The organism is Lentzea sp. NPDC060358 (assembly GCF_042725365.1).
In the GTDB taxonomy this organism is placed as follows: Bacteria; Actinomycetota; Actinomycetes; order Mycobacteriales; family Pseudonocardiaceae; genus Lentzea.
Genome location: NZ_JBHXCW010000384.1, coordinates 1 through 4,614, shown reverse-complemented (window position 1 = coordinate 4,614; position 4,614 = coordinate 1). Strand labels below are relative to the sequence as shown.

Annotated in this window: 4 protein-coding genes and 1 pseudogene; 4 read left to right on the top strand and 1 reads right to left on the bottom strand. The window is 71.5% G+C overall.

What is annotated here, in order from left to right:
* From ACFWGZ_RS39590 to ACFWGZ_RS39580, 3 genes and pseudogenes are all read left to right on the top strand, one after another.
* Window positions 1-372, top strand: a pseudogene (locus ACFWGZ_RS39590) (uridine kinase); the annotation flags it as partial.
* Between the two features lie 42 nt (window positions 373-414).
* A complete protein-coding gene (locus ACFWGZ_RS39585) occupies window positions 415-699 on the top strand; it encodes a DUF6412 domain-containing protein (protein WP_382456729.1) in 285 nt (94 codons plus the stop codon).
* Window positions 700-737: 38 nt separating this feature from the next.
* Window positions 738-1,355, top strand: coding sequence for a YidC/Oxa1 family membrane protein insertase (locus ACFWGZ_RS39580; protein WP_382456728.1), 618 nt, complete (start codon window positions 738-740; stop codon window positions 1,353-1,355).
* Here the strand turns inward: ACFWGZ_RS39580 and ACFWGZ_RS39575 are convergent.
* On the bottom strand, window positions 1,337-2,848 hold the full coding sequence (locus ACFWGZ_RS39575; protein WP_382456727.1) for a PucR family transcriptional regulator: 1,512 nt from the start codon (window positions 2,846-2,848) through the stop codon (window positions 1,337-1,339). The genes ACFWGZ_RS39580 and ACFWGZ_RS39575 overlap by 19 nt on opposite strands.
* A 109-nt stretch (window positions 2,849-2,957) precedes the next feature.
* Between ACFWGZ_RS39575 and pruA the strand changes: the two genes are divergently transcribed.
* Window positions 2,958-4,583 (top strand): L-glutamate gamma-semialdehyde dehydrogenase, encoded by a 1,626-nt coding sequence (pruA, locus tag ACFWGZ_RS39570; protein WP_382456726.1) that lies wholly within the window; start codon window positions 2,958-2,960, stop codon window positions 4,581-4,583.
* The last annotated feature ends 31 nt before the right edge of the window (window positions 4,584-4,614 follow it).

The following is a 4,614-nucleotide window of genomic DNA, read 5'->3' as shown; positions in this document are numbered from 1 at the left end:
GAGCACGGCCGCACCGACGCCCACTCGTACCGGCACGACTGGTTCGACTTCGCCGGCCTGCGGCGCGAGGTCCTCGACCCGGCGCCGCAGGGCAGGGTGCTGCCGTCGCTGTGGAACGCCGCCACCGACCGGGCCAGCCGCGCCGAGTACGTCGCCCTGCCGGCGAACGGGGTCGTGCTCGTCGACGGCACGCTGATGCTCGACCGGTGGCTGCCGGCCGAGCTGACCGTGCACCTGTGGCTCTCGCCCGGTGCCCTGAAGCGCAAGACGGCGCAGGAGTGGACGCTGCCCGCGTTCGAGGACTACGACCCGGTGGCCGACCTCTTCGTGCGCTACGACCACCCGGACCGGCCGGGGCTCGTGGAGTCGTGAACCACACCCCACGGCACGGCCGGTTTCGGTAGTCTGCGAGGCATGTGGCTGCCGGAGACCAGGCAACGAGCGCTGCTGGCGCTCGCGGTCTTCCTGCCCGCCCTCTACGCCTTCACGCTGCTCTCGTCGCCGACCGAGGTCGTCGCGGCCGTGACCGCGCTCGCCCTCGCGCTGATCGTGGTCGTCGCGCTGGCGCCGCTGTCGGTGGCCCCGGCACGGTCGCTCTCGATCCGCGAACGAGCGCAGCGCACGGCGCAGCTGAGGCTGCGAAACCCCGATGCCGCAGGCAAACCCCGTCCTCGAGCCCCGGGATGCCGGACGTTCTGACACGTCCCCTCCCCCACTCGAAGACGGAGAAACCTCCCTTGTTCGCTGACCTGGGCGCTGCCCTGGCGAGCTTCGGCATGCCCGCGCTCGCCATCGTCGGATTCACCATCGTCGTGCGGCTCGCGCTGCACCCCTTCTACCGCGCGGCCGTGCGCGGCGAGAAGGCCAAGGCCAAGCTCGCGCCAGAGATCCAGAAGCTGCAGAAGAAGTACGGCAAGGACCTCGTGCGGTTCTCCGAGGAGTCGCAGAAGGTCTACCAGCGCAACGGCGTGTCGATGTTCGCGGGCTTGCTGCCGATGCTCGCGACGGTCCCGTTCTTCATGGTCGTCTACCAGGTCGTCACGACGCCGAACCCGTTGCTGGACGGCACGTTGTTCGGCATCTCGCTCGGCACGCACTTCACGTCCGGCTTCGCCTGGGTGTTCTTCGTGCTGTTCGGGCTGCTCGCCGTGGTGGCCTTCCTGACCGTGAAGTGGCAGCAGTCGCGGATGACCACCACCCCGCAGCCGGGGTTCATGACCGGGCTGGTCAAGGTGCTGCCGTTCGGCACGATCCTGGTGGCGGCCTACCTGCCGCTCGCCGCCGGGCTGTACCTGCTCACCACGACCACGTGGACGATCGCGGAACGCGCGCTGCTCTACCGCATCCTGAGCTGAAGCTGGGCGACGAGCCGGACCAGCGGGTCGTCCAGGTCGAGGCCGATGCGCTTGAGCCGGTACCTCAACGTGTTCGGGTGCACGTGCAGTCTGTCCGCCGCGGCGCGCACGTCACCGAACGCGTCGAGGTGGGCGAGCAGCGACCTGGCGAGCTCCGGGTCGAGCGCGTCGATCCGGGGGTCCCGGATGCGCGGGTTGTCGTGCAGCAGAGCCAGGATCTCGCTCACCAGGACCTGCGGACGGACGTCGGCGAGCGTCGCGACCTCGGCGTCGAGGTCGCGGGCCATCGCGTCCAGCACGCGTTCGGCCTCCTGCCGGGAGACCTGCGCGTCGTCCAACGTGGACACCGTCGCGCCGACCGCCGCCTGCACCGCGGTGTGCAGGTGGCGCCGCGCGGTGTGCACGATCTCCCGCGTCAGGCCGAGGAGCTGGGCGTTCGGGGCGAGGTCCGGGAGCAGCACGTAGGTGCGGCCACCGGACTCGCTCACCAGCGCGCTGCGCCGGTACGCCGCGGCGTGCACGGAGATCAGGCCGGTCATCTCGGCGCGGCGCAGCTCGTGCTCGCTGCGGCCGCCCTCGGCGCCGCGGACCGCGAACACCACGACCGCGGCGGGTTTGTGCGGGTCGGCGCCGATCTGGCCCGCGACGGTGGCGGCGTCCATCCGGCCGGTGAGCAGCGCGGCGAGCAGGTTCTCGCGGAACCTCGACGCGGGCTGGTTGCGCTGCTGGACGAGATGCGGCGCGGTGACGCGGGCGGCGCCGAGCAGGGCGCGTTCGGCCTGTTCGGTCAACGGCTGGTCGCCCTCCTGCACCCAGATCGAGCCGAGCGGCTGGGCGCCCGCGTGGATGCCGACGGCGATGCGGCGGCGGATGCCGAGCTCGGGACGTTCGTCGATGCGGACGACCTCCTCGCCCGAGCGCAGCAGGTTGTAGACGCCCCACTCGCGCAGCATCTTGAGGTACGGCTCCGGGCCCTGGCGGCCGAGGATCGACAGCCGGCGCAGCTCGTCGACCTCGTCGGACGAGCGGGAGTAGGCGAGGACGCGGCTCGCGGTGTCCTCGATGCTGACGATCCCGCCGGTCAGGGTGGCAATCGTTTGCGCGAGCGCGAACAGGTCGCCGAGGACCTCGCCGTCGTCCGCGGTCGTGGTCAGGACGCCCTTGGCCAGCGACTCGAGGTGGCCCCAGCGCACCTCGGGCCGGACCTCCAGCAACGCCACGCCCGCGTCCGTGGCGGCCTGGTCGAGCGCCCGCGTCGACTCCTTCACCGCGACGGCCGCGGCCTTCGCCCGGCCGGCGGCCCTGATCAGCGGCAGCGCGGCCCGGCCCCGTGCGCCGATGAGCAGGGCCAGGTCACCCGCGGCGACGTCGGGCGGGTCGTCCGGGTCCATGATCACCACGTCGCGCACGACCACCTCCAGGCCACCGGGGGCGACCTGCAGTTCGACGAGCGGGTCGCCGAGCGCGATCAGGAGGTGGCGCAGGCTCGACACTGTCCGATCGTACATCTGAGCAGATGAATCTTGGCCTGCCGGACAACCGAGGCCCCCTCGCGCGGACTTACGGTGTCCCTACCGACGCTGATTCGAAGAGGAGTTGCGAGTGGACGCGGTCACCCAGGTTCCCGCCCCGGTCAACGAGCCGGTCCTGCAGTACGCCCCCGGCACCCCGGAGCGCGCCGAACTGCAGGCCAGGCTGGCCGAGCTGCAGAAGGAGCCGCTCGAGCTGACGGTGACCATCGGCGGCGAGCAGCGCATGGGTGGCGGGGAGCGCTTCGACGTCGTCCAGCCGCACAACCACCGCTCCGTCCTCGGCACGCTGGCCGGCGCGACCCAGCAGGACGCGACCGACGCCCTGCGCGCCGCGCGTGAGGCCGCCCCGGCGTGGCGTGCGCTGTCGTTCGACGACCGCGCGGCGATCATCCTGCGCGCGGCCGACCTGCTCGCCGGTCCGTGGCGGCAGACCCTGAACGCCGCCACGATGCTCGGCCAGTCGAAGACCGCGATCCAGGCGGAGATCGACTCGGCGTGCGAGCTGATCGACTTCTGGCGCTTCAACGTGCAGTTCGCCCGCACCCTCCTCGCGGAGCAGCCGATCTCCTCCCCCGGCGTGTGGAACCGCACCGACCACCGCCCGCTCGAGGGCTTCGTCTACGCGATCACGCCGTTCAACTTCACCGCCATCGCCGGCAACCTGCCGACCGCGCCCGCGCTGATGGGCAACGTGGTGCTGTGGAAGCCGTCGCCCACCCAGTCGTTCGCCGCGCACCTGACGATGCGGCTGCTGGAGGAGGCGGGCATGCCGCCCGGCGTCATCAACCTGCTGCCCGGTGACGGCCTCGCCGTGTCCGAGGTCGCCCTGAGCTCCCCCGACCTCGCGGGCATCCACTTCACCGGTTCCACCGCCACGTTCCAGAAGCTGTGGGCGCAGGTCGGCGCGAACATCGCCAACTACCGCTCGTACCCGCGGATCGTCGGCGAGACCGGTGGCAAGGACTTCATCCTCGCGCACCCCTCGGCCGACCCGGACGTGCTGCGCGTGGCCATGATCCGCGGCGCGTTCGAGTACCAGGGTCAGAAGTGCTCCGCCGCCTCGCGCGCCTACGTGCCGCGGTCGGTGTGGAACAAGATCAAGGACCAGTTCCTGGCCGAGGTCGACGCCCTGACCTACGGCGACGTCACCGACTTCTCCAACTTCGGCGGCGCGGTGATCGACCGCCGCTCGTTCGACAAGCTCTCGGGCGTGCTGCAGGCCGCCCGCGCGGACTCGTCGCTGGAGATCGCCGCCGGTGGCACCGCGGACGACTCGGACGGCTTCTTCGTCCGCCCGACCGTGCTGCTCGGCTCCGACCCCGCGAACTCCGTGTTCACCACCGAGTTCTTCGGCCCGGTGCTCGCCGTCCACGTCTTCGAGGACGCCGACTACCTCACCGTGCTCAAGCAGATGGAGAGCGCGGCGCCGTACGGTCTGACCGGGTCGATCATCGCCCGCGACCGCGCCGCCGTGGCGCACGCGCAGGAGGAGCTGCGGTTCGCCGCAGGCAACTTCTACGTCAACGACAAGCCCACCGGTGCCGTCGTGGGCCAGCAGCCGTTCGGCGGTGGCCGCGCGTCCGGCACGAACGACAAGGCGGGGTCGGTCCACAACCTGCTCCGCTGGGTCAGCCCGCGGTCGGTCAAGGAGACCTTCGCGGCGCCCACCACCCACCTCCACCCGCACCAGGGCTGACACCCGAGCCCACCTGATGAGTGGTTTCCGC